This is a genomic window from Actinomycetospora sp. CA-053990, assembly GCF_050948445.1.
Classification (GTDB): Bacteria; Actinomycetota; Actinomycetes; order Mycobacteriales; family Pseudonocardiaceae; genus Actinomycetospora; species Actinomycetospora callitridis.
Genome location: NZ_CP192043.1, coordinates 3,127,431 through 3,148,984, shown reverse-complemented (window position 1 = coordinate 3,148,984; position 21,554 = coordinate 3,127,431). Strand labels below are relative to the sequence as shown.

Annotated in this window: 26 protein-coding genes; 6 read left to right on the top strand and 20 right to left on the bottom strand. The window is 65.7% G+C overall.

The window, feature by feature from the left end:
- Position 1 precedes the first annotated feature (1 nt).
- The 8 genes from ACQPYN_RS16230 to ACQPYN_RS16195 all read right to left on the bottom strand — a co-directional run bounded on the left by ACQPYN_RS16230 (position 2) and on the right by ACQPYN_RS16195 (position 6,344).
- Positions 2 to 331: a hypothetical protein gene (locus ACQPYN_RS16230; RefSeq protein WP_433038636.1), complete on the bottom strand. Its 330-nt coding sequence runs from the start codon at positions 329 to 331 to the stop codon at positions 2 to 4.
- A complete protein-coding gene (locus ACQPYN_RS16225) occupies positions 328 to 717 on the bottom strand; it encodes a hypothetical protein (RefSeq protein WP_433038634.1) in 390 nt (129 codons plus the stop codon). Before ACQPYN_RS16225 ends, ACQPYN_RS16230 begins: the two co-directional genes overlap by 4 nt.
- Positions 718 to 720: 3 nt before the next feature.
- The gene (locus ACQPYN_RS16220) at positions 721 to 984 is read right to left on the bottom strand and encodes a hypothetical protein (RefSeq protein ID WP_433038632.1); all 264 of its coding nucleotides are present in this window, start codon (positions 982 to 984) and stop codon (positions 721 to 723) included.
- 11 nt (positions 985 to 995) lie between these two features.
- Positions 996 to 1,916: a phage major capsid protein gene (locus ACQPYN_RS16215; RefSeq protein ID WP_433038630.1), complete on the bottom strand. Its 921-nt coding sequence runs from the start codon at positions 1,914 to 1,916 to the stop codon at positions 996 to 998.
- 43 nt (positions 1,917 to 1,959) lie between these two features.
- Entirely contained in the window at positions 1,960 to 2,493 is a 534-nt protein-coding gene (locus tag ACQPYN_RS16210) for a hypothetical protein (RefSeq protein ID WP_433038629.1), read from the bottom strand.
- A 74-nt stretch (positions 2,494 to 2,567) separates the two neighbouring features.
- Positions 2,568 to 3,356 (bottom strand): hypothetical protein, encoded by a 789-nt coding sequence (locus ACQPYN_RS16205; protein ID WP_433038627.1) that lies wholly within the window; start codon positions 3,354 to 3,356, stop codon positions 2,568 to 2,570.
- On the bottom strand, positions 3,353 to 4,807 hold the full coding sequence (locus tag ACQPYN_RS16200; RefSeq protein ID WP_433038625.1) for a phage portal protein: 1,455 nt from the start codon (positions 4,805 to 4,807) through the stop codon (positions 3,353 to 3,355). The genes ACQPYN_RS16205 and ACQPYN_RS16200 overlap by 4 nt, the downstream gene beginning before the upstream one ends.
- Positions 4,808 to 4,820: 13 nt before the next feature.
- The gene (locus tag ACQPYN_RS16195; protein ID WP_433038623.1) at positions 4,821 to 6,344 is read right to left on the bottom strand and encodes a Terminase; all 1,524 of its coding nucleotides are present in this window, start codon (positions 6,342 to 6,344) and stop codon (positions 4,821 to 4,823) included.
- A 152-nt stretch (positions 6,345 to 6,496) separates the two neighbouring features.
- On the opposite strand from ACQPYN_RS16195, the gene ACQPYN_RS16190 reads away from it, so the two are divergent.
- The 3 genes from ACQPYN_RS16190 (at position 6,497) to ACQPYN_RS16180 (ending at position 8,079) form a co-directional block, all read left to right on the top strand.
- The gene (locus tag ACQPYN_RS16190; RefSeq protein ID WP_433038620.1) at positions 6,497 to 7,132 is read left to right on the top strand and encodes a hypothetical protein; all 636 of its coding nucleotides are present in this window, start codon (positions 6,497 to 6,499) and stop codon (positions 7,130 to 7,132) included.
- Positions 7,133 to 7,492: 360 nt separating this feature from the next.
- On the top strand, positions 7,493 to 7,852 hold the full coding sequence (locus ACQPYN_RS16185; protein WP_433038618.1) for a hypothetical protein: 360 nt from the start codon (positions 7,493 to 7,495) through the stop codon (positions 7,850 to 7,852).
- Complete coding sequence (locus ACQPYN_RS16180; protein WP_433038616.1) at positions 7,849 to 8,079, top strand: hypothetical protein; 231 nt, start codon at positions 7,849 to 7,851, stop codon at positions 8,077 to 8,079. Before ACQPYN_RS16185 ends, ACQPYN_RS16180 begins: the two co-directional genes overlap by 4 nt.
- A 14-nt stretch (positions 8,080 to 8,093) precedes the next feature.
- Here ACQPYN_RS16180 and ACQPYN_RS16175 read toward each other — a convergent pair whose 3' ends face one another.
- Positions 8,094 to 8,471 (bottom strand): hypothetical protein, encoded by a 378-nt coding sequence (locus tag ACQPYN_RS16175; RefSeq protein WP_433038614.1) that lies wholly within the window; start codon positions 8,469 to 8,471, stop codon positions 8,094 to 8,096.
- 737 nt (positions 8,472 to 9,208) lie between these two features.
- Here ACQPYN_RS16175 and ACQPYN_RS16170 point away from each other — a divergent pair.
- Positions 9,209 to 9,796, top strand: a complete 588-nt coding sequence (locus tag ACQPYN_RS16170; RefSeq protein WP_433038612.1) for a hypothetical protein — start codon at positions 9,209 to 9,211, stop codon at positions 9,794 to 9,796.
- A 1-nt stretch (position 9,797) separates the two neighbouring features.
- Complete coding sequence (locus ACQPYN_RS16165; RefSeq protein WP_433038610.1) at positions 9,798 to 10,289, top strand: hypothetical protein; 492 nt, start codon at positions 9,798 to 9,800, stop codon at positions 10,287 to 10,289.
- A gap of 1 nt (position 10,290) precedes the next feature.
- Here ACQPYN_RS16165 and ACQPYN_RS16160 read toward each other — a convergent pair whose 3' ends face one another.
- Positions 10,291 to 10,629, bottom strand: coding sequence for a WhiB family transcriptional regulator (locus ACQPYN_RS16160; protein WP_433038608.1), 339 nt, complete (start codon positions 10,627 to 10,629; stop codon positions 10,291 to 10,293).
- An 811-nt stretch (positions 10,630 to 11,440) separates the two neighbouring features.
- Between ACQPYN_RS16160 and ACQPYN_RS16155 the strand changes: the two genes are divergently transcribed.
- A complete protein-coding gene (locus tag ACQPYN_RS16155; RefSeq protein WP_433038606.1) occupies positions 11,441 to 11,644 on the top strand; it encodes a hypothetical protein in 204 nt (67 codons plus the stop codon).
- 789 nt (positions 11,645 to 12,433) lie between these two features.
- On the opposite strand, the gene ACQPYN_RS16150 is transcribed toward ACQPYN_RS16155, so the two are convergent.
- The 10 genes from ACQPYN_RS16150 to ACQPYN_RS16105 all read right to left on the bottom strand — a co-directional run bounded on the left by ACQPYN_RS16150 (position 12,434) and on the right by ACQPYN_RS16105 (position 21,537).
- The gene (locus ACQPYN_RS16150; RefSeq protein WP_433038604.1) at positions 12,434 to 13,417 is read right to left on the bottom strand and encodes a hypothetical protein; all 984 of its coding nucleotides are present in this window, start codon (positions 13,415 to 13,417) and stop codon (positions 12,434 to 12,436) included.
- Positions 13,418 to 13,978: 561 nt separating this feature from the next.
- Positions 13,979 to 14,419, bottom strand: a complete 441-nt coding sequence (locus ACQPYN_RS16145; protein WP_433038603.1) for a hypothetical protein — start codon at positions 14,417 to 14,419, stop codon at positions 13,979 to 13,981.
- Positions 14,420 to 14,539: 120 nt separating this feature from the next.
- Positions 14,540 to 17,266 carry a hypothetical protein gene (locus tag ACQPYN_RS16140; protein ID WP_433038909.1) on the bottom strand — a complete coding sequence of 909 codons (2,727 nt, stop codon included), beginning with the start codon at positions 17,264 to 17,266 and terminating at the stop codon, positions 14,540 to 14,542.
- A gap of 92 nt (positions 17,267 to 17,358) precedes the next feature.
- Positions 17,359 to 17,853 carry a hypothetical protein gene (locus tag ACQPYN_RS16135; RefSeq protein WP_433038601.1) on the bottom strand — a complete coding sequence of 165 codons (495 nt, stop codon included), beginning with the start codon at positions 17,851 to 17,853 and terminating at the stop codon, positions 17,359 to 17,361.
- A gap of 539 nt (positions 17,854 to 18,392) precedes the next feature.
- The gene (locus tag ACQPYN_RS16130; RefSeq protein ID WP_433038598.1) at positions 18,393 to 18,713 is read right to left on the bottom strand and encodes a hypothetical protein; all 321 of its coding nucleotides are present in this window, start codon (positions 18,711 to 18,713) and stop codon (positions 18,393 to 18,395) included.
- A gap of 23 nt (positions 18,714 to 18,736) precedes the next feature.
- Positions 18,737 to 18,937, bottom strand: a complete 201-nt coding sequence (locus ACQPYN_RS16125; protein WP_433038596.1) for a hypothetical protein — start codon at positions 18,935 to 18,937, stop codon at positions 18,737 to 18,739.
- On the bottom strand, positions 18,937 to 19,131 hold the full coding sequence (locus ACQPYN_RS16120; RefSeq protein WP_433038593.1) for a hypothetical protein: 195 nt from the start codon (positions 19,129 to 19,131) through the stop codon (positions 18,937 to 18,939). Before ACQPYN_RS16120 ends, ACQPYN_RS16125 begins: the two co-directional genes overlap by 1 nt.
- Positions 19,128 to 19,337: a hypothetical protein gene (locus ACQPYN_RS16115; protein WP_433038591.1), complete on the bottom strand. Its 210-nt coding sequence runs from the start codon at positions 19,335 to 19,337 to the stop codon at positions 19,128 to 19,130. Before ACQPYN_RS16115 ends, ACQPYN_RS16120 begins: the two co-directional genes overlap by 4 nt.
- A gap of 512 nt (positions 19,338 to 19,849) precedes the next feature.
- On the bottom strand, positions 19,850 to 21,283 hold the full coding sequence (locus tag ACQPYN_RS16110; protein ID WP_433038588.1) for a recombinase family protein: 1,434 nt from the start codon (positions 21,281 to 21,283) through the stop codon (positions 19,850 to 19,852).
- Between the two features lie 23 nt (positions 21,284 to 21,306).
- Positions 21,307 to 21,537, bottom strand: coding sequence for a hypothetical protein (locus tag ACQPYN_RS16105; RefSeq protein ID WP_433038586.1), 231 nt, complete (start codon positions 21,535 to 21,537; stop codon positions 21,307 to 21,309).
- Positions 21,538 to 21,554 lie beyond the last annotated feature (17 nt).

Genomic DNA, 21,554 nt, shown 5'->3' with positions numbered 1-21,554 from the left:
GTCACCGCCTCTCGATCGTGGCAACCGTCCTGCTGGTGCGGGGTGAGCCCGAGTGGCGCCGGGGCTCCCCCACCACCGCCCACCGCTCGTTGCGCCAGACGACCTCGGCGTGCGGCCCGAGTTCGACGCCAGCACCACGCTCCAGCCGGAGGCGGTACTTGGCGCTGGTCGCCTGGCCGTCGCCTTCGCCCTCGTCGGCGCGAGGCTGCACCGACGCTCTACAAGTGACCCCTGTCGGGGACGCCTTGAAGCGCGGGTTGCCGTCGTCGTCCACGCCGAGCACCTGCGGGTAGACGGTGACCGTCTGAGTGCCACCGTCGAGCAGGCTCACGGCTCGTCCCGCGCCATGCGGCGCAGGCCGTGATCGTTGAGTGACAGCGACGCCATCCGAGGAGCACCCCGGAGGAGCGCCTTATCGTCGCGGTTGAGCCGGAGCCGGCCAGCAGCCACCGACGCATCGAACGTGTGCGAGTAGTCGCCGTCCGACTCCTGCCTGATCCCCTCGGGGTTCCGCAGGACGTTGGCGACCATGTTGCAGAGCACGTACCGGACCGTGGTCCGGGAGACGCGACCCTGCTCGACCTTGACCGGCAGTGCGCGATCAAGGTCGAGCAGGATGCCCTGAGCCGTGTCGAGCAGGAAGCCAACGGCGTCGAGCCGATCGGAAGGGATCGCCTCGCCGTACGTCAGCGCGACGTCGTCGACTGTTGCCCACACAGGTCAGTCCTCCTCGTCGTCAGCCTTCGCGGTCTTGCGCTTGGGCGTGGACTTCTTGGCGGGCTCGGCGTCCTCGACGGTGACCGTGGCCGACTCGTGCAGCGTCGCCGCGTCGCCCTCGTCGGTGGGGTCCTCCTCGTTGGCCGGCTCGGCCACAGGAGCGTCGCTCGGCTCGGCCGATACCTCGACCCAACCGAGCGAGGCCAGGAGGTCCATGTCGCCCTGGTTGTGGACCTGACTCCGCGAGTTGCCGTGCGGGTCCGTCATGTACCGGGCCATCAGGAGGCCTGACGCAGGACGGCGAAGGGGTACGCCCCGTTGGGCCGCTCGATCGTCTTCGGGATGGCGACCGCGTACGCCACCCGCATCACCGCGCGGAGGGCAACCATGTCGCGCTCGGCCAGGTTGATGCCGCCGACGGTGGCCTGGTCGAGGAACTTGTAGCGCACGTCCTGACGGATGCCGATGATCACCTTGCTGGCGTCGCCAGCGATGAAGTCGGTGTCCGGGGTCGTGTCGGCCCAGGAGCCGTTGGTGACCCACTTGATCGTCTCGCCGTACACCATGTCGGTGTTGCCGTCCCCACGGAACGACTGCAGGTAGATCGGCGAGCCGTTCTCGTCGCGGAGACCGCGGAGCTGCTGACGCAGCGAGCGCTTCGCGAACTGGATGTTCACGTCGAAGTCGTCGGCCTCGACCGCAGCCCAGGTCCGGTTGACGTCGTCGGCGAGGTCCACCGCCCCGACCGTGACCGAGTTGCTGGCCGCCACGGCGCCGGGAACGATCGCGGCGTCGGTCCAGGTCGACGGCTTGTTGGTGCCGAAGAGGACCGCGGCGTCCACGATGCGGCCGAACTCCTGGGCGATGGCCGGGCGGACCTCGCTCCAGATGTCGAACTCGGAGTCGTCGAGCACGTTCTCGTGGATCGGGACGATGACCGCCAGCTCCTCGGCGATCAGGTCCTTGTTGACCCACGCCATCGTGCTAGTCGGCTTCACGCCGCTGGAGTCCGTGGCCTCCGAGACCCACGAACCAGTGGGGAGGGCCGAGAGCACCGGCATGCGGGACTGCTTGGACGACATGGGGACCGTCCGGAAGCTCGACAGGGCCACCGAGGACTTCTCGGCGTCCTTGACGATCTCCTTGATGTCCTGAGTCGCGAGCAGGGCCGCAGCGTCACTGCGGGAAATCTGAGCCATGACGATGGCCTTCCTTTCAGTGGATGACCGCCGTCAGCGGTCTCTAGGCAACGCCGCGAGCGGCGCGGATCAGGTCGTTGAAAGCAGGTGAAGTCGGCCCGGAGTTGCGACCAGCGCCCTGGTCCGGGTCGGGGGTGCTCACACCGGCAGTACGGGTGAGAGCGGTGGCGACCTTGGTGATCGCCTCAGCCGACGGAGCCCCGTCAGCGAGCAGACGCGTCGGGTCGACGGCGCCGGCCAGAGCCTCGATGTCCGCCTCAGACAGCCCCGCCCGCGCGAGACGACCCTCGAGCTTGGCGACCGCCAGGTTCTGCGCGGCGTCGAGCTTCAGGGCGTCCGTGTCGGCCGTGGCCGTGCGGAGCTGGTCGCGCTCCTCGGAGAGCTTCCTGGCGTCATCGGGGCTGAGCCAGCCGTCGACCTGGCGACGCTCCTCGTGCTTGCGCGCGAGGCCCTTCCACTTCTCGGCCTCGGCCTTCCAGTCCGTCTCCGGCTCGGCCGGTGTCTCGGGCTGGGCGGGTGGCGTCGGCGGAGTCGCATCAGGCGTCTCGGTCGTCGGGGTGGTCTGCTCAGGGTCCATCGGTTCTCCCGTGTCGGGCGCGCACGCCATGTCGGCGTGCAGTGGGCACTACTTCCGGCCAAGACCCGTGCGGGCTAGCGGCCGAGATCAGAGGAGCCAGTCCAGTCGTGAAGAGGGCGCGCGAGCATGTCGCCCACTTCGCCGTGGCGCTTCACTGTCGAGAGCAGGACATGGCGGTAGTCGAGCCCGTCGCGTCCGGTGCGGTCTGACTTGCCAGTCAGCTCGGCCACGGCCGCATGGGCTCGTTCGAGGAGGTCGTCGTCCAGGACGTGGCTGACCTGGCCGAAGATCGCTTCGACAGTGCAGTCACAGCCCGGGTGGATCGGGTTCAGGCGATCGCGCCGGTACCGCTGGGTCGAGGCGATGACGCACAGAGCGCACGACTCGGTGCCCTGAAGCACTCGACGCCAGTACTCCGGCCGGACGCCCTCGGGCAGGCCGTCCATGGCGGCGCGGCTAGCCGAGGCGTACGTCATCTGCATGTCGAGGTCGGCGATGCCCTCCAACCGGAGGGACCCCTTGCGCTCGGCCAGATCGCGCTCGTCGCCAGCAGAAAGCGACTTCAGCAGAGCCCGTGCTGGCCGGCGGTACACCTCGGTGTCGTCGACGCCCTCGCGGAGGTTGACGACAGCCGAGTCCGGGATGCGCGGCGGGGGCACGGGGCGGCCCGTGGCCGCCGTAGCCCGAGCTGCCATGTCGGCGGCCACCGCCCCGGCAAGGGCCCGTTGCGCACCCCGTACGAGCGGTACGGCCTGATCGACGAACTTGTCGATGTCGGGTCCGGTGTAGCTGTTCTGGTTGGTGAACAGGAGCAGAAGCGCCCGGATCAGGCGTTCGATGATCTGGCGCCTGATCAGGTTCACATTGCCTCGGCCACGGGTGTGGCCGGCGTGGGCTCAGCTGGCGGCTGCGCCGTCGGGGGCTCGCCCGTGGGCCGCGTACCCGGCTGGCCGGTCGGCAGCGTGAGCGAGGACGTCAGGGCCTCGGCCGCGACCTCCGCACGCAACTGCTCGACCTGCTGCGGAGAGTCGCCCATGCGCTCGGCGACGATCGACAGCGGGTAGCCCACACCACGGAGCTTGGAGCCGTAGTCAGCCACCTGTGCCGGGTTGAAGTTCTCCGGCCGAGCGAACGCGAGCTCGCCGCTGGTGAGGTCGGCGTCCACTCCCGCGTACGGGGCGCAGAGCGCCAGGACCTCCTCCAGCCGCTCGCCCCAGCGGGTCGTGGCTTCGCGGACGCTTGCGTTGTGGCCGGCGTCGAGAGCGTTGATCGCCTCAGCGCCGATGTTCACCATGTCGCCGGGCAAGTAGTAGACAGGCGTCAGGGTCACCGCGGCGAAGGCCCGCATGTCGGCCTCGACACCACGGAGGATGTCGCCGGTCATCGTCTGGGCGAAGTCGCCGAACTTGGGCTCCGGGTCACCGGGCTCCCCCTGCGACACAGCCCAGAGGTTGCTGGTCGACGGGTCGAACGGCGCCACGGGCTCGCCGGTCACCGGGTCCTCAGTGATGGGGATGTTGATGCCCCACCGCTGCCGGAAGGCGGAGTACCGCTCCGACGCGAGCCGGTTCAGCAGCGTCAGGTTCAGCCGGTTCTGGACGTCAATCCCGCCACCGGAGAACACCGGCACCGGCTCCTCGCCGTCGTCACCGGCGCTGAACTCAACGACCGGAACGTCAGCACTGGAGCCCGCCGGATCGGCGCGCACCTGCCACTTGCCCTCGCCGAACTCAGGGAGCTGCGACCCGTCCGACTTGTCCCTGGTCTCCCAGTGGTGTCGCCGGCCAGGCAGCCACAGCGTCGCGTACCAGCGGCCCTTGATCGGGTCGTGCCAGAGTCGCAGCGCAGCCAGGCGCGTCGTGTCGTCGGCCGGGTCGGTCTCGACGATGACGTTCTTCGCGGACTCGATCGACACGCGGGCCTTGCCAGCTCGGCGGGAGTCCGCGCCGACGATGACGTACGACGACCCCACCGACCATGCCTTGCGGTAGATCGAGGACTGGCGCCCGTCGAGCCGGGCGTCCTGCCAGAGCTGCCACACCTGACGGTCGACGTCCTCGCGGCCCGTGCCCGAGCGGAACCCGATGGCACGGGTGCGGTGGACGCGGCTCTCGACGGCGATCTTGCAGAGGTTCGTGCGGGCCAGCCGCTGGAACCGCTTGTACGCGTCGCGCGCCTTGTCCGGCCCCACTGGGAGGTCGTGGTCGCCGTCGTACAGGCGCTGCCAGTAGTCCACGTAGAAGCGACGTGCCTTGATCTTCTCGCCAAGGCGAGCGAGCCACTGCTCTGGAGTGAGGTCCGAGGCTTCGGCCACGATCTACCCCCTCTCAGAAGCCGACGATGCGACGTGTTCCTGCACTACGGCGTCCGATGCCGAGCGCGATGGCGTCCTGTCGGGCCTCATACGCGAGAGTCGCCGCCACGATGGCGTCGATCTTGCGCGGGCTCGACGGGAACTCCTTGTGGATCTGTGTGCCGACCCGCGACTCACGGCGCTTGGCGTTCAGCGCGTGCCGGCGGAATCGGGTGTCGCCTGTGTGGCTGAGGTGCTGGCTGATGACCGCTTCACGGAAGCGAGCCAGAGCCTCAACAACCGCCCGAGAGCGCGTCATCGACCACTCAAAGGGCCGTGCCTGTGTGGCCCGAACGCGAGCGCGCCGGCCAAACTCTGAGGTCCAGCGGTCCAGGTAGTCCTGCCAGTGCGCCGGGTCGGCGTACATGCCCGCGACCGTGAACCGCTCGAACGCCTGGTGCACAGCGCCGTCGATTGCCTCGCGGTCGACCTGCCAGCCAACCGCTTCGGGCCCGTCGGGCTGCTCCTCCAGCGCCAGGAGCTCCAGGTGCCCGTCCTCGACGCGGCACGCCACCAGAGCAGTGGAGTCCTCACGAATCGAGCCATCGAAGCCGAGCGTCACGACGTCGCCGTCGTGGAGGGCTTTCGTCGCGTCAGCGCACTCGTCCCACTGGTCAGGCCGCAGCCACGCGTCAGAGGCCGCGGTGACCTGGTTGAGCCAGTAGCGCCGCGAGTCACTGGGGTCGTTCTGGGGGTCCCAGATGTCCGAGATGATCCTGTCGAGGTCCATCCACTCGGACGCGGGACCGTACGCAGCCTTCAGGCCGGCCAACAGCGACTCGCGGTCGGTGAGGTCTGTGTTGAGCGGGGCTTGGCGGTGGTCGAAGAGGAGGCCTGTCTCCCGGACACTGCCCTCTGCGATCTTCTGCGCGTAGTTGTGCGTCAGCTCGGCCACCGACTCCTCGCCGGGCCGGTACATCGTGCTGGTCTCCAGGGACCAGGGATCGGCTTCCTTCCGCTTCCCCAGGTTGCGGCCGACCGTCTTGTGCATCCGCTTCAGCTCAGGAAGCACGTACAGGTGCGTCTCGTCGAAGACGGCGAAGGTCTCCTTGCCGCCGTCCTTGCTGGAGCCGGAGGCGGTGCTCGGGACGATCTCACCGGCTTGGCGGGCGAGCAGGATGCGCGTACTGGTCTGCGACGACTTGCCGAAGTTGATGCCGGGGTACTCGTCGCCGAAGTGCTCGGAGACGTGCTGCATCATCGTCGACACGTTGTCGTAGGTGTTGCCGCTCTGGCCCTCTTCGGTGGCGAGGCACCTGATGTAGGGCGAGCGCACCGGCCGAGCTACCGGCTCACCATCTGCGTCCCAGCCGGCGAACCGCACCGGGAAGATGCCCTCAGCGCACGCCAGCATCCCCGCGAGCTCGCTCTTGGCGCGGCCCTTGGCCCGCGACAGGAAGGCTCGGCGCTTCACACGGCGGCCGGTCTCCGGGTCGATGCGGTACGCCTTGACGATGAACTCGTAGAACTCGTCGTCGATGACGATGGGCTCGCCCATGACGTCGCCCGGGCCGTGGCAGAGATAGTGCTCGAGGTACGGGACGAGCTGGTGCCCCAGGCTCGGGAACTCGCCCTCGTAGTCGGGCCCTCTCCAAGGCACTCGTCCTCCCGATTGTGGTGATCGAAAAGATGCGGTAAGCCGTGCGTGTGGTGAGTCCGACCGAGGGCGCGACGGAGAGTCCGAGCGACAGTCCAGCGCGAGGCTCAACGCTGAGTGATCGAGATAGCACGAAGCGTGATGTCGTTCGCGAAGCAGCCGCCACCTCGCCCGAACCTGAACGCAAAGTCGAACCTGAACGCAAGGTTGACCCCGTACTTCAGCTTGCGTTCGACTCTGCGAAACAGAAGCTGGCTCAGCAGGACGCCACGCTCGCGGCGCTCAGAAACCGGGCCACTGGACTTCTGGCCGCATCATCCGTCGGAACGAGCGTCGCGGCCGCAGTCGGTCTGCTGAACCTCGATGCCGCTCGCGGCAGGGTGTACCCAATCTGGGCAGGCTGGACGATGGTGGCTCTGGTTCTGGCCGTCGGCGTCTGTGTCATCATCGTCATCTGGCCAGCGCAGAAGTGGGGCTACGGCGTGGCCCCCGGGCGAGTGTTGGAGGACGTTGGTAAGCCGGTCGACGCCGTGTTCAAGAACGTCACGACAGCCATGATCCGCTTCGCGGAATCGAACGCCAAGTCCGTGAAAATGCGCCAGAGAGTCTTCGAGAGCGGGGCGGCGCTGTTGATCATCCAGACTGCACTTATCGCACTTTCACTCGGCCTGGGGGGACGAGTCGGATGAAGGACGACCCTGGTTCCGATGACGATGACGATGACGATGACGATGAACTGAGGGACTACGTCTGGACGTCGGCCAACTTCAGACAGTACCGCAGCCGAAGCCGAAGCCGAACCCAGAGGGAAGAGTTCCCGAGAGAGAGGCAAGAATCGCCGCGCTTCCCTGACGATCCGGATCGAGAGCAGTTAAGAGCGGAAGCGGAGCGCATTCTTGAATCCCGAGCCGACCTGGAGGCTCGAATCGATAAACTTAGGAAGGAACTGCACAGCTCAGAGCCATACCGTTCTTCCCGATGCGATAGCGGGAAATCCGCCGAAGAATCGAAAGGACCCGCGAGACCAAAAGGCGAAGGGGACGGGCAGAGTGACGAAGGACCCTAGTTCCGATGACGATGACCTTAAGGATTACGTCTGGACCTCGGGCAACTACACGTCGGCCGAGCGGTTGGCACCCCTCAACGTGTACGCCGACGGCGACGCAGCCACAGTTGAGGTTGACGACGACGGCGGCGATTATTCCGCCCTTGACCTGAACAAGGAAAGGCTCGACGACAGGCACTTCGACGCCGCCCAGCCGGATGCGAGAATTGACCGTCTCGAGCGGGTTGCTCTTGACCTTCTTCGCACTGCGCATTGGGGAGTCCTCGCTCCCGACGTGGCAGATGAGCTCGCTGCAGAGATAGCTACCCTCCTGAACCGCGCCTGGAGCGGAGGGCTGCCGTGAGCAAGGACCCTGAGTCCGAGGAGGAACTGAGCGACTACGTTTGGGTATCCGCAAACGTGAAGGGCGTACGAATCAGAATCGACAAGATTGATGGCTCGGTCTTTGCCATCGGCAAGAGCGCGGCATGTCACGGTATGGTGGAGACGTCCGTTTCCGATACCGAGGACGAGTCTGATCCCGAATTCGAGCATATCGATAGAGAGGCCGACGACAAGTCCGAAGAGTAGCCCTGCGTGGACTTCTACTCCGCGATGCGGAGGTTCCTGCGGTGTGCGGTTGCGTCGGTGACGGTGGCCGGCCCGGTCTGCTTGTCGGTGTCGGGCTTCTCCACCTTCATCTTCAGGCGCATGCGGTCCTCGGGCGTGGCTCCGAACTTGGCGACCCGGAGCCGTACCTCGGCCGCGAACTCCCACTTGTCCTTGGTCCACATCGTGTGATGCATGAGCATCGTGTCGATTAGGAACTGCCACCCGAGGTCGGGCTCGCCGGCGAGCAGCGGGTTACGCCGCAGGGCATCCCACAGGTCGCGAGTCTGTGGGTGCCAGTCGCCGCCGTTGGGCAGGACGCCCATGGGCAGCTCGGGCCCGTGGAGCTCGCCGTCGTCGACCAGCGTGGTCATCTCAGCGTCACGTCGGGCGGTATCCCGGGCTCGAGACCGCTGTTCCTTGGGGGCGAAGCCGTTACCAGCCATCGGACACCTCCTGATTCGGACCCTCGGAGAGTTGCGCGCACCGCGAGCCGTAGCTACGTCCCGGCGTTGCATGACCCGGGAGGAGGAGACCCTCCCCACCCCCGACCACTGCATCTGCCACCGTCGCGCGCCTGCCAGCACCACTCGGTGCTTCTGTTCTGTGCTGCGTGTTCTCACAACCTCAACTGCGGTGTCGCAGCGCATGTGCTTGTGACTTCTTCTTGCGTGTTCGCATCGCCCATGACCAACAGTCACACCCACACAGGCCGACGAGTCAGACCATGCCTGGGTGCTGGGTCCTCTCCTGGACCCTCTTCCCCCACCGAGCCTTGTTGCCTTGCTGCGCTGTCTTGGCCTTGTGGTGGTGGGAGCACAGGGATTGGAGGTTCGCGAGGGCGTGGTCGTGCGGATCGTCGATGTGGTCCACGTCGGTGGCTCTCTCGGGACACCGGGTGTCAGCAAGGGGGCCACTCAGCAGCACGTGGCGGCACCGATAGCCGTCACGCCTCAGCGCGGCCGCCCTCCTCCGGGTCCAGTCGCGAGGGAGGGTGTCACGTCGCGAGGGGCCTGTTCGCTTCCATCCGCCGGCCACGAGCACCTCCAGGCGAGGTAACGCCAAGGACGATCAGTGCGAACCTCTCGTCGTGCCACCCGTAGTGATCCAGATGCCGCAGACGTCCATCTGGACTCAGCTTCTGCCAGCCCTGGTGGGCGTGTTCGGCGCGGTGCTTGGTGTCGCTGTGACGTCGTGGGCTACCCGTAACAGGGAGCGGGGGCAGTATGTCTGGGAGCGCCGCGCCAACATCTACCTCGAGCTGATGCGGGATGTTCGCGCTGTCGATAACGCGGTGTTCAATCACCGAGAATGGGTTCTGCGCCATAAACAAGACGGCGAGGATAATCCTCCAACCCTCGCGCCCTTGACATTCGAGGACCCAGCGAAGTTCGAGGAACTAGCACTGTTCTGTTCCCATGTCGTGGTGAACCGCCTGAGCTACTACCTCTTTGAGTACAAGGAGTGGAAGAAGTTCCATGACGACTGGGGCCCTGAACTGCTGAGAGACCTTGGGAACGAGCTTCGCAGTGAGGCTGCGTATGATCTGCGAGTCAAGCGGTACCGCAGGAAGGACCGAGCGGAGGACGCCAAGGAGCAGGCGTACGTCTGGCGCGCCAGAATCCGAAGGCTCTTGAAGAAGCCCATCAAGTACTACAGAAACCGACAGTTCTGGCGCGAACGAAGGGGCGCTGACTGAGGTGCAGAGCATTGGCCTCGGGGAGGCGCTGAGCGTGTGGTTCAGCGGGCAGAAGCTCGACGGGATGGCGCTCTACGGCCTGTCGACCGTCTGGTGGAGCCGCATTGCGAAGATCGCGACTTACGCTGCCGGACTTGTCGTAGTACTCGACATCATCGGCCCGGAACGAATTCGAGCTTACGGCCGCCGACTGAAGCGACGCGTCAATACACCACAATGGCTCGAAGCCACACTGGCTCTCATTTTCATCTCGGCTTCTCTAGCGGCATTTCTAAGTGCATTTATCGAATTTCGATTCCTTGAGCCACTTAGACTGCCCGCGGTAATCGCCCTCTTCGCGGTGACGCCCGTGGGAGCGCTCTTAGGGTTTGACGAACAGTCGGCTTCAGTAATCGCAACGGTCCTGGAGAGTCCCCGGACCGTACGAGTGGTGCGTATCGCCAGCCTCTCGCTTCTGTCGGCCGCGTTCTTTGTGGACCTGCTGACGTCCTAGATCAGGCGTCGGCCATCTGCCGGCCGGGGTGCCGGGTATCGACGTAGTGCTCGACTCCCCCGCCGGCCACGGTGCTGACCTTGTACAGGTTGCCGCCCCAGACGCCCTCGTACTTGTTCTGCTCAGCGTCGGTCCGGCACTGCTCGCGCACGGGACACGAGTGGCAGTAGCCCATCCAGGCTTGACGCACTCGATCCTCACGCATCGCCCGGTGCTCGCTGGGCGGCGCCGGGTTGAACAGAGCCCACGGACCGTCGACCCCGGTGGAGCCGCAGGCGGCGCGATCCGCCCAACGCTCGTCGCCATCGACAGCGACGAACGGGCTCTTGGTGCCAGACATCAACGCCTCCGCTCTCACCCACGCGTACTCCGGCGACTCACCCCTACTCGGCGCGGGAACCGCGTCGGGGCGTTCGGTCCGGCCGGGTCGGAACCGGTCCGTGCTGCCCGAGCCGTACTGGCCGCTCACGGCCTGCCCGGCTTCCGAGCGGCCCGCGTACCCCTCGGCCGTCCGCAGCGCCCTACGGCCAGCCGCACCGTCAGGTCCGTAAGCCGACCCGCTCCGTCGAGCTAGGTGTGCGCTCTTCGTAGCCAGCCAAATATGTTCCGTGAGCAATTGGACTAGGAGTAATTGTCTGATCACAACTAGTCGCCTTCGCGCATCTATGGATCATCCGCGCTGGCCCGCTATCAACCTATTGGTGGATTTGCAAACCCTTGTGACAGTCGACACTCATGCTTGACTTGAGGCCGCAGGCCTCCGGGCTGGGTAAGGCTGCCGTGCCCGGGATCGTGCCGACCGAAGTGAAGACTCGCTCAGATTGGAGATGACTCAGATTGGCCGCTCTATCCCAATTCGGACCTTCCCTCCCGCAGTACATTGCTCCGGGTGAGACAAGATCGATTGACCACGGCGATCCGGCCCCTAGGGGTACGATCGGCGAAGAATTCTGGAGCGTGTTCGTGGTGCCGCACGATACGAACGAGGACGCCGACATAGAAGTCACATCTACCGCCGTTGTAATCGCAAACGGCGAAAGGCGACTGCGCTATACAGTACGGAACAACAATGCGAACAGCGGAGTTACCTTTGTTCGCTTCTCGCTCCGGGCAGCCCCAGAGGGGCGAGGGCCGATACCAGGGATACAACAATGAAGATTCGAGTGGTTTACGATCAAGAAGGAGTTATCAAAGCTGCTGCTCCTGCGATCGAGGGAAGTGATTGCCCAATCGCCAAGCAAGGGGAGCAACTCGACAGCTTTGAGGTCCCGGAAGAAATTGGAGAGCAGGAGCTGCCCGAATTCATTACCGGACTGAGAGTGGATGTCGAATCAAACTCGCTTCGAGAAGCATAGGAGCTGTCAGAGATGGCCGACATCCGATACATCATCAACCAGCGAGCCCAAGCGATATTTTTCGAGGACTCAGAGAATTGGGGATTCAACACATACATAGGTGGAACGCACCACTTAAGGAACTTCGAGAATGTCGGGGGGCCCTGGGTCCCCTGGGCCTGGACCCCTCAAATGTGGCCGGGCCACCACTTCACGTTTTCCGACTCCGGAGTCGTACTATGGTACATGCACCAGAATGGTAACTATTTGTACGTCTATAAGCTTGGCTATCAGCAGGGGGCCGGAGGTCACATTGCTGGCGCAAGCAGCTCGTGGGGCACGAAGGATCTCATACTCGATGCTAACGGTGGAATAACAGCTATCCAGGTGTGAGCTAACGCCTCGTCTCACCACAACGTGCCGCACGTCGACTCTCGGGTGCGGAGCCGCCCTAGCCCGAGAGTCGACGCAGCGGTAGAACCGGCAGCGGAGTTGTGTGCAACCCAGGCTGTCGTTTCCGGTTCTCGTTGAGGATCAGCTTGGCGTCCTGGCGCTCCATCTGCCATCAGGCGAACCAGGGGCGCCACCACAACACCCTGAACAGTTCGTCTTGCCTCGGTCCGGCAGCGCACCCTGCAACGCGAGAAACGGGGCGAACGTCAGTTGGAACGAGCGAGGCCCGGGGAGCATCCTCAGACGCTCAACCCGGGCCTCGTGACAGAAAGCTGATCTTCGGGAACCGTAGCGTTAACTCGGTCGCCGCGCTAGTCCGGAACCGAACTACTTTTCGGCAGTTCCGACAACACGCTGCTAAACCCCAGCGAGCTCGGCCCTCATGTCGAGTTCCCCTGTGTCGATTTCGTCGACGCTCGCGCGGGCGGCCTCACGGGCAGCATTCTCCGCTCGCTTCTCAGCGAGCATCTTCTTGCGATCCTGAATGCGCTCGTGTGCAGAGAACGCGTCTCCCAGCCGGTACAACGGCCGGGCGCGGTCGTCAGCACCCACAGCAGCGAGCCATCCCTGACGGGCCCAACGCCGGACGTTCTGCCCCGATGTCTCGACGCCACCAGCCGACATCAGGCCCGCGATCTGAGCCGTGGTGCCGACAGCCCAGTCCGCCTCGGTCTTCAGCCAGGCTCGGCGCTCGTGGACGCCCCAGACGGTGCCGCACGTCGGGCAGACCACGTCGTCGTCGCCGGCCCGGACGTAGAGCACGGCGTTGCACAGAACCTCGTCGACCTCAGCGCCGCACTCCCCCACGAGCCGCTTGGCCACCTTGCGGTCAATAGCTCGGCGGGCGTCCCGGGTGGCGCCCATGAGCTCGACGTACGCCTCACCCGCGTTCCCGAGCATCCGCAGGGTGTCGTAGTGCTCCACCAGCAGCCGGGCGGCGAGCACGCCCTCAGTCAGCTGGGCGGGCAGGCGCGAGGGATCGCGCGGGTCTCGAGTGGCGTACACGGCCGGGAGTGAGCGGACCTGGGCCGCGACCACCACTGCCCGGCACCACCGGAGCAGGACGGCCTGAAGGTCCTTCAGTGCCTCGCTGGCCTTCTCCTCGAACGCCAGGGGTGTCTCGTTGCCGCGCCGGCCACACGACTCAGTCCCAGACGCCGTCTGCCGTGTGATGCTCAGGTCCAGGTCCTCTACCAGCGCACGAACCCCGGAGAGTTCACCGAGCAACCGCTGGGCGCAGTCGTTGCAGAGGTACGAGTCCCCACTCAGCTCAGCGCCGCAGGGGAAGCACTCGTTCGCGGAGGAAGGGCGTTCAGTCACAGTCGGCTCCACAGTGTTCACATTTGCTGAACATGAACGACAGGGCCTCCCTGGGCCTCCCAACGTCGTGTCAGAACGATAGCTGGGCGGTGGCATCAGGCGCTCGCGCGCTCCCGCGTAGGAACGACCGGACACTCATTGCAATGCGCCGTGTGTGCACACGAGAGTCTGGTGAACTGGATATTTATCTCGGGTACGCGCCTACGCGCGAGACCCTGGGAGTACAGGGAGTATGGGAGTACTGGGAGTATCCGAGGCGGTCGACGAAAACTTCCTAAACGCGATTGATGAATTCTGTTGATTTATAGGTACTCTTACGCTTAGTAGCGATCTTCGTTACCTGCCGAAGTCGACGGTCTTCGCCGTTTTCGACCCCCTGAGTACTCCCAGTACTCCCGAGTACTCCCACCGTCTACCTGCGGAAACGCCGTACTCCCACGTAAGTACTCCCACGCCCCTGAGTACTCCCACGCGGCCCCCGGGAGTACGACGCGGGCGGCCGGGAGTACTCCGCCGTGGCGGCCCGCTCGGGCGCGCGCGGACCGCCTCGGGGGAACCCGGCCGTGGCCAACTGGCCCTGGCCTACTTGTGCTTGTCGATGTCTGCCCGCATGAGCCGGGCTAGCTCGGCGACTTGCTTGTCCGCCGCCTTGCGGGCCTCGCCGTAGTTGTCGGTCTTGGCGGCACTGCGCGACGCCACGATGGCCGTGAGAGTCTCGTTCGCTTTGAGTGCCACATCCGCGGGTGCCAGCATCCCCAGCTCACTAAGCATCTTGGCTGCGTCTTCGAATCTGGTGCGATGGAACGCATCATCGAGCCCGCCGTCGCTCTCATTGATCGCATCAACTAGCGAAGCGAAATTGCTACAGAAAGACAGAGTCTCGACATAGACCTTCCGCTTCTCATCAAAGATGCGGGCGTCTCTCTCGCGCTTCCTGGTGAGGTGCGCCGTCGTGAGGGTTCCGAGGTAGCCGACGATCGCACCAGCTCCGGTGCCGATGACTCCGATCAGAGCAGGATCCACGAAGATCAGCGTAGGTCAAAACGGACTACGGCCAACCTTCGACCCCATACACGACAAAGCCGCAGCCCCTCTGAGGCTGCGGCTCTCGTTGCTACTGCGCGGCGCTCTGCGCCGGCCATGTTATGCGGCGCGGGCCTCCTCGTGGGCAGCAACACCTGCGGCGGTGACCCGGAAGCTCCTGGGGTCCTCCGTCAGGGACTCGATCACCCCGTCGGCGACGCATTCCTCCATCGCTGCGTCGAAGATGCCGTCCTTCCGGTGGTCCTTGTGGACGCTCCTCCGCAGCTCAGTCCGCTTCATGGTGTCGCTCTCCTGCCCGCCCGCGGCGTGCAGGGTCCTCGCCTTCACCAGGGCCGACCGGATACGTCGGGCGGCCGTTGCGATGGCCTTCGTCTTCGTGTCGGTGATGACGTCGTCGCGGGCCAGGGTGCGGGTCGCCTCGGCCTTGCCCCTAGCGATGTTGCTCTTGTGCTCGGTCTCCGCGAGCGTGTTGAGCACGTATGAGCGCGTCATGCTGCTGACCTTCATCAGCATGCCGGCCAGTTCCCAGTCCGCGTCGTTGATCTTGTCGTGGCGGTTGTCCATGAACATCAGGGCCGCGGCCACCTTCAGCTGCATGAGCTGCGCGTGGCTGTCGAGCTCGTCGCCCTCGTAGTCGGCGAACTCCTTGGCGTCGATCTCGCGCTGGATGAGCTCGGCTGCTTCCTCCGGGATGGCGATGATCCGGAGGTCCGCCTTGTTGACCGGAACTTCGAGAGCCAGGAACTCAGACTTCAGCTCGGCAGGGTTCAGCCCCAGGTCCATGCTGGCCGACCCGTCCGCCTCCGCTTCGGCCTCGGCAGCCTCGGCGTTCTCGGACTTGATGTTGTCCTCGGCGCCGTCCGAGCCCGAACCCGAGTCCTTCTTGCTCTTGGCGCCACCGCGCATCGCTGCGGCAGCCCACCCGTGATCGCTGTCCCAGTCCTCACGCGGGACACGGAACAGGCGGGGCTCGGGAGCCGTAGGCATCTGGCACTGCGTCCGCACCGGGTCAGTCGCCGGCATCCACAGGAACCGCTGCGGGGTGCCGCCAGCCGCCTCACCGAGGATGGCCCCGGCCCGTCCGGGCTGCACATTGACCGTCATCGTCATCCGGTAGCGGTGCTTCTGGATGGTGACGGCCTTGTCCTCGGTGGCGTAGGCGAACCCGAGCCGGTCCCCAGACCACGCCTTCCGAAGCTCGGAGCCGAGGGTGGACGAGTCCCGGTTCTTCAGGGCGTTGAGGGTGTCGACCTCAGAGCAGACGAACATCACGGAGTTCGCCTGGTTCACCTGGACGTACGGCTTGCCCTTGGGCTTGAACTTGACCGCGAACTGCTTGTTGATGCCCTCGCCAGAGCCCGGGGTGACCTGCTTCAGCTCCTTCTCCAGCTGGACGTAGTCCTCGGCCGCTCCGGCGCTGGTGTCCTTGCCCCCGCCGGACTTCGCGACGGCCGCCATGAAGAAGTTCAGTCCAGCCTCGCTCCCGACGGTGCCCGGCAGCACATAGCTCGGCGGGACTGCCGTCAGCACCATGCAGAGCGCGTTGCCGAGCAGCGCCCAGGGAGACACCCGGCGTGCATACGCGAAGTCTCGGACCTCCGTGAGGACCGGCCGCGCCTCCCAGAACTCCTTGCCGATCTCCATGATGTCGAGCTCGTGGGGCAGCAGCCGATCACGCCAGTCGCCGAAGGACGGCCGGGCGGCATTGCCCGCGAACATCCCGCCGAGCTCGATGTCGGATACTCCGATGCCCTCGGGCACGTCGTAGTTCTCGCGGACCCACCGGACAGCCGCGCTGAAGTCGCCGTCGTGCTCTGCACGAGCGATGACCCCGAGCTTGTCGTGGGCGGGGTAGTTCTGGCCGGGGGCCGGTTCACCGGCCCAGTCGACCGACGAGGAGAAGATCGTCAGACGCTTGTTGTTCAGGTGGTTCGAGACCGCCGAGCGTTCCTTCGTGGAATCACCCGGCCGCATCCACCACTCTTCGACGCCGGTCGAAGCCTTGACCGTCTTGACGCATTTCCACCCGAGCACGCCGGCCATGACCTCGCGCCAACTGACGTTGGCGTCGAACCAGTCGCCGACCGTCTTCGCCCCGCTCGCACGGACCGTCTGCGCAACCCCGACGTAGGCCGGGGCCTCCTCGCGGGTCGGCAGCTCGTCGAGCGTCCGGGCAGCCGCCCAGAGCGCGGCCTTCTCGGCCGGGGAGACCCGGACGACCGTCTCAGGTCCGCCCGAGAGGTCCTTCCAGGCGCGACGAGGCGCCACCTTGCCGACCAGGACCTTGCCGGCCTCGTGGTCAGCGCGCGTCGCGAACCGGGCGCCCTTCCCCTTGTGGACCGGCCCGCCCGAGGGAGCGCAGACGATGAAGCCACCGGCACCGCGAGTCTCAACGAGGACCTGGGTGTGGTTGGTCTGCTCCTCGGGGTCGTCCTTGCCTGCGGCGGCCCGCTTCTTCGCCTCGTCGGGGCTGAACTCTCTGCGCATCGCGAGCTTGGTGTTCGGGTCGGGGTTCTCCACCTGGTAGACGCGGTGAACGCCGCCCCCGGGCCCCCGGTCCGCGTATCCGGCGGTGATGCGGGCGAGGAGCTCGGTGAGGCCCGCCGCCTCACACGCCGCGACGAAGCGCTCCTCGGTAGCCGCGTCCTCGGTCTCGAGGCACTCGAACTCGCCCATCCCGAGCGCCAGACCGAATCCGGCCGGGCGGCCGTCGGAGCCCTCAGCCCCGAACATGTCGGTCATCTCAGCCTCGGTGGGCTGCGCGATCTGGTACCGCTTCCAGCTAGCGCCCAGCGGGGCCTTGCTGCCGTCTTCGCGGACCGCCACAGGTGACGCCCCCGCGTGCCACCACCGCCAAGCCCGAGCGTTGACGGCAGCTCTGCGAGCCTCCTCGCTGTTGGCTCTCTTGCTGGTCTCGCTCACGCTGCCGCTCCGATCGTGTCGGCGCTTGTGACAACAAGCCGGCGCCGATGGGTGTTGTTCTTGATCACAACCGTGTCGCTGATGCTGACCCAGCCGCGTCCGGCATCACCTGACCCGTGGTGGTTGCCGAAGCACGAGCACTCGCAGTCCGAGCCCCTGGCGTTCTGGCAACGCCGGTCACACACCGTCCGCGAGTTGTAGTCGAGCAGGAGCTCGACCGCGGAGAAGTGGGCAAGGAGTTCCTCGACCACCTGATCCAGATACGCCCGGTTGACGACCCAGACCACCGAACCCCGGCGGGTCATCTGGATCGAGATGCGCTTGCGCCACCCGACAGCGCGATGGAGCCGACTGCCCCAGAGGTAGGGAAGGGCCTCGCCCGCATATCGCGATTCGCGAATGGGATGAAGTGCCTGGGGCACCTTGATGTACACATACGGCCCGGGCATTCCGGTCTTGCGTCCGTCGTCGCTCTTCAGCGGTCGGAACACAATCGGCGTGGCCGAATTTGCGTCGGCGTTACCCCTAGCGGGGCTGGGTGAGGAAGCGCTACGCTTCAAGGGTCGATCCTTCCGAACGGGTTCGTCCGCCGGGTTAGCCTCCGGCGAACTGGATGAGCATCCACGTACTCGGCCCTGACTCCGTTTGTCCTCCTGCGGAGTCGGGGCCGCTTACGTTATAGCCTCGTTACGCTCTGCCGCTATTCGCTAGGCGGCTCTCGGTCGACGTTCTGACTTGCGCAATCCGCGGCATTCCTCGGACCGGCACCTCATCCTCGAGACACGGTCGGAATCTCCGCCGTGGACCCTCTCGTCGAACGGCCCGAACTCCACCAGGTAGTACCCGGTGTCCTTGTACGGAGAGTTCTCGCACAGGCAGTGCGCGACGCGGTGGCCGTTGTCTGACCCGACCGGCTCGTTCCTGCCGCTCGCACCGTGGAAGTGCCAGCACTGCTCGTGCTCGCACCAGACGACGAGCTGACGGCCGTTCTTGGTGCAGTACGCGGGGAGCGTGGGAATGTCCATTGTTCTCAGCCGAAGCCTTTCGCTACAGTCATGGTTCCGAGCCCAACCAGCCCGGACAGAATCGTGTTCATCGTGACCAGTTCGTCCTTGACCTCCACGAGCGCCTCGACGACGAGCTTGTTCGCGTCGACGATCTCCTGTCGTGCGGCGTCGATTGCAGAAGAAGCGTCGGCCAGTTCAGCCGCGACCCCCTGCATCACCTCGGCGTGCTCAGACACCCCGATCGCGATCAGTTCGACAGCGTCCGGTGCAACCTCGGCGCCCCCGCTGAGGGAGTCCCGAATACCGCCGAGGTGCTCCTCGATCTGGCCCAGGGTCTTGAACATTGGTCCTCCTCTGAAGGAACGCATCAGACGGGCTTGGAGTGGTTGAGCAGCCACTCGCCCGTGTTCGGGCCGGTGGCGACGCGACGGAGCGTGCTGGCCTTCGCCTTCATCCAGCCCCAGTCGTCGTCGTTCGGCGGAAGCGGCGCCCCGGTGATCGGGTGGCGACGCTGCTTTGTCTGCACCCAGGCACGCCACGCCTGCTCGTGGAACCGATCGGTGGCCATCAGTGACGCCTCGTCCGAATCGTCCTCCACCAGGCGACAGCAGCCGCGGTCTCGCTCCGCTCCTGTTCCTCGCGGATGATGGCGTTGGCCTTCTTGATGTCGCGGTGGACCATGTAGGTCACCCACCCGCCCGTGAACCCGACGATGAGGCAGGCCAGCACCATCTGGCCGTAGGCCTCGATGAACGCGCTCATGCCGACTTCTCCGTCACCACAGCGGCCATGTCGGCCGGGATGCCGTACTCGTCGCACAGGTCGAGAATGGCGAGCCGAACCACGGTCGCCTTGCCCTTGCCGACTCGACGCACGAGCTCGTTCGCCCTCGCACGCTCAGCCGCGTTCATGTTGACCTCGGCCCAGCCCTTGCGCTTCTGGTCTTCGGGAGACTTGAGTCTGGACATTCGTGTCCCCTGTTCGCCTTTCGTCGGTTATCGTCGGGTTATTCCGACTAGACGAAAACTACCCCTCCGAAATAGCCCGGCGCTACTCCGGCGCCGTTCTTCCGAAAACTATTTTCAGACAGTTCTGTTCCATTAGCAGAACCCTGAAATAGCGGGATAGCAGTCAGCTAGCGCGCTCAGTTGGCCGGCGTGGCTGATCGCGGCTCTCACTCCGCACCAGGCGCGTCAGGTCAGCGCGCTGCGGTTCAGTCAGCTCCGGGGCCTCAGCGGCAATACGGGTCGCCAGGGCGTCGAGCTCTTCCATGATTCCTCCGGAACACACCGCAACTCCCCGAAGTTGCGAGGACCGCGAGCTTCCCCACTCACGATCCTGACCGTGCCCAGAACGCTACCGCCCGGCGCGACTCCGTCAAAATGGCTCGGTCGCTACTACACCTGTAGTTTCTGGATACCTAAACGCTTCTACCCGAACGACTATTCGGGGCGCGTTTGCATTCCGCTGAGAAGTGTGGTCAGGACTCGCGCCACGTGATGCGGACGGTGTCTGCGTTGAAGCGCGACCCGCCCGGCTGACCGGCGGACCCCGGCAGCACGGTCACCGTCATGAGCCGATCGAGGATGCGCCGCTGTGCGGTGATGCTGAGGTCGGCCCAGACCTCGTCGGGACGCTCGCTCCCGAGTAGCGGGGCCACCGGGTCAACCTGGCCGGCCTGGACGAGCTGACGGTCCAGCTCGGTCAGCTGCTCCTGGATGCGCCCTCGGATCGCGTGGTACGCGGTCCTGTCGATCGCCAGCTCGGCGTAGTCGGCTGCGGCCTCAGACAGGCGGGTCTGTAGCGCAGCCTGCTGGGTGCGGATCGCCGTGAGATCGATCGGCTCCTTACCGGGCGGGGCGAACGCAGCGATGGCGTCTGGCCGGCTCAGGCGAGCCAGCAGCACCTTGGTCACGAACTCCTCGATGCGGTCGGCCCGGCGGGACACGTGGCTCAGCGACGGGCACCTCAGGATGCGTGTGCCCTCGCGGTTGCCGGTGACGACCTGTCTGCCGCAGACACCGCACAACGCGAGCCCCGACAGCAGGTACTTAGTGGAGTTTGTGGGGTGGGTGTTGATCGCCCGGTGGCGGCCCTTCAACAGATTGAGCGCAGCGGTGAAGGTGGCCTCGTCGACGACGCCCGGCCACGCAGCCGGACCGACGATCTCGTGCCACCGCTCGCGCAGCCCAGAGCGCCCGTCCTTGCCCGGGCGCAGACGACGCACCCCGCGCAGCCCCGCGTTGCGTGGGTTGGCGAGTACGGACTTCACCGAGGCGTAGGTCCAGGCGTGACCCTTGGGCGTCGTGATCTCGCGTTTGTTGAGGGACGTCGCGACACCGCCGAGCGACTGGTCCGCGAGGTACTGGTGGTACATGTCGGCCAGGACGGGCGCCTCGTCGGGATGAAGGTGCATACCGTCGGCGGAGTAGCCGAACGGCCTCGGGCCGCCACTGCGCATCCCGGCCTCCGCACTCTGCTGTCGCTGGCGCTTCTGTCGTCGGCTCTTGGAGTCGACCTCGCTCCGGGCCACGGACCCCTTGATGCGGAGGTGGAGCCGGCCAGAGTCGGTCGCGATGTCGACGTCCCCGCCCACGGACGCCAAGGCGATTCCGTGGTCGTCAGCTAGCTCGATGAACTGCTCGATCTCGATGGGGCGACGCGTGAGCCGGTCGATATCCCAGACCACGACCGCCTCGAGCGCACCCGTGCGGATATCGTCGAGCATCGCCTCGTACTCGGGGCGCCGACGCCCGGTGCTAGCTGATACGTCGTTGTCGACGTAGTCGCGCAGGACCGTCCAGCCGTTCCGCTCAGCTAGCGCGTGCGTGTCCTCTCGCTGACGGGTGACGCCGAGTCCTTCGCCAGTCCGATCCGAGGAAATTCGCAGGTAGCAACCCGCACGCCGCGTCACGCGCTATAAGGTAGCTTACCTAGCTACGCGCACGCGTGGCTGCACCCGCGATAGGGGTTCACGGTCCACGCGAAGGGCATCGGCGACGCCCCGGGCACGCGGTTGAGCACCGAGCGCGCCCGGACCTCGTGGAAGGTGATGCCGGCGAACTCCGGCGTGCGGACGCTGCGCACGAGGCCCTTGAGCGCCGGCATGCCCGGCAGCTCCTCGGGGCCTCCCGCGACCTTCTGCTCGTCCCACCGCACGCCCACCATTCGAACACGTGTTCGAG